This is a genomic window from Acinetobacter sp. NBRC 110496 (genome assembly GCF_000876115.1).
In the GTDB taxonomy this organism is placed as follows: domain Bacteria; phylum Pseudomonadota; class Gammaproteobacteria; order Pseudomonadales; family Moraxellaceae; genus Acinetobacter.
Genome location: NZ_BBTF01000117.1, coordinates 1 through 2,314, shown reverse-complemented (window position 1 = coordinate 2,314; position 2,314 = coordinate 1). Strand labels below are relative to the sequence as shown.

Below are 2,314 nucleotides of genomic sequence, written 5' to 3'. Positions count from 1 at the left end.
CATTCCTCTCCTTTTAGCGCAAACCCTAGGGTTAAGACGTTTGCGACAAGAGTTAAAATGATTAAGAAAAATAAAACTTGTTTAGCACAGGTTGCTGAGTTTTCAAATCTTGAACAAGCATGGGCGCATATTTGGGCAAATGCTAAGAGACAATCTAAAAACTCTTTAGATTTAGATAACTTAAGTTTAAATGACTTCAATTTAGATAAAAAAAATAGACTAAGATCAATTTCCCGGAAATTAGTTGAGGGAAATTATAATTTTAACAACTTACATCCTTTTTTGATTCCAAAACCGAATGGAAAATTTAGACTAATTTGTGTTCCCACAATTGAAGATCGAATTGTCCAACGTGCCTTGCTACTTGTACTAAATCAGCACTATCATAAAAAATTTGATAATGGAATTAGTTATGGTTTTATAAGCCAAAAGACTGTCAAGGATGCAGCTATGCAAGCCTGTACACTCAGAAAAACACATCGATGGGTATATAAAACAGATATTTCGGCTTTTTTTGATAATGTCGATCGTGAAAAATTGATTGAGAAAATAAAATCTTTTATTAAACATCGCTCTCTTCATAAGCTTTTATTCTTAGCCGTAACTCGAGAAGTACAGACAACTTCATGGGCGCAAGAAAAAAGAATTAAAAAACTTGGTATTCAAAGAGGCCTTGGTGTTCGACAAGGTATGCCGTTATCTCCATTTTTTGCTAATTTATTTTTAGAATCATTTGATAATGAAATTAAAGCTACAGGCCTTAAAGCAGTTAGATATGCGGATGATTTAATTTTTTTTGCAAAAACTGAGGCGGAATGTTACTTGATAAATGATTTCTGCCGTGAAAAATTGAAAATTTTAGACTTAACTATCCCTCATTTAGAAGAGAAAAACTCAAAAACTGTTATTTATAAACCCAATGAAACAGTTGAGTTCTTGGGATTAGGATTAAGTCCCAAAAGATCAGGTGCAGATTATGAGTTGATTCTGACCAAGCAGCAGATAGATGCCATAAGAACTGAGCTCCTGCAATTAGGTTCAATTCAACAGCTTTTAGATAATAATATAAAATTAGCAAACTTAGGGAATGCTATAGACTCTCGAATTTCTGGCTATAAAGCAGCTTATGCTGACTGTATTACAAACTATAAAGAACTTGAAAATCAGTTAGAGAATTTACAACAAAAAATACTTTTAAATATCTACGGGCCAAGTGGATTAGATATTAATATAAGTAAATTAACAAGTGAAAAACGAAAATTTCTTGGATTAACTTAGATCTATATGTATGTTTTTAAATATATAAACCATTAATGGTGAAACGACATGCTCTATGAAGAACTAGCAAAAATACAATTTTCAAAGCAACTCTACATAAGTGGTATGCGAGCTTTAAATATCAATGACTTTGAATTTTTAACAGGTGATTGGCATGTAAAAGAGACATGGCATCCTGATTCTAATTTAAGTTCCTTTCATATCATGGGAAAGGGAAAAATTGCTTTATTTGATACAAATGTATATTTAGGTGAAGAGGGAGTCTTTGAAGCTAGTGAAATCTTACAGACAATGGGAGTTCCAAACTTTGCACCGACAGTTTATGCCGCCACACATGCTAGAGCAATTGCTGATAAAATTATTGCAGAAGCATTTTTGGATATAGAACTAAATGGTAGTAAATTATTTAGATATATTTCATTACATGATTTTGATGACTATATGCCAGAAGATACCGATAAACAACGTGTCTATGAACTACTTGAGAAAGCCATAAAGTTTTTACCACACGAACAATCCAATCATGTAAAAGAATGGTTATATCAAGCAAAATTTAAATTTGAAAACTTAACTCTTGAACAAAAAAAAATCCGTAATGCATGGCTCCTTGCTCAATCAAATGCTCGACAAGCATTTCCAGAAGAGGTAGTTAATGCATGTAGAAAAAATTCAAATTCAAGGCTAAGAAGAATATTAAATTGTGAAAAAACTGTAGAGGAAGAAGAATCAGAGCTTTTAAAAAAATGGCAAGAACTTAATAAAGGAAAAACACGTTTTTAAATGATTTTCCTACATTTTTCAGAGATTGCTCCCATAAGTTCTTTATAGATATAAAATCACTACAGCATAAATATATTTTTTGCTGCGTAAACCAAGAATTTACAGCATTCTTCCAACAGCCTGTTGACTTAAACAGTAATCATGAACTAATCAAGATGTTCCTAAGAGATTAATTTCACCTAAAGTAATGCTCATATTAAAAAAATATAAATTTCAGTTACTTTTAGGCGAACTCTAGAGACTTATACAACTTGGT

At 31.6% G+C, this 2,314-nt stretch carries 2 protein-coding genes; both read left to right on the top strand.

Translation table 11 applies throughout. From position 1 onward, the window contains the following. Positions 1–1,278 (top strand): reverse transcriptase domain-containing protein (locus Aba26S_RS20700; RefSeq protein ID WP_252322572.1); only part of this gene is annotated, 1,278 nt, incomplete at its 5' end. Between the two features lie 48 nt (positions 1,279–1,326). After that, positions 1,327–2,058 (top strand): hypothetical protein, encoded by a 732-nt coding sequence (locus tag Aba26S_RS20695; RefSeq protein WP_043975023.1) that lies wholly within the window; start codon positions 1,327–1,329, stop codon positions 2,056–2,058. The last annotated feature ends 256 nt before the right edge of the window (positions 2,059–2,314 follow it).

What these genes read in the sequence shown, in the direction of transcription:
- Aba26S_RS20695 (WP_043975023.1), top strand. Translation starts at nt 1,327, where the DNA reads ATGCTCTATGAAGAACTAGCAAAAATACAATTTTCAAAGCAACTCTAC.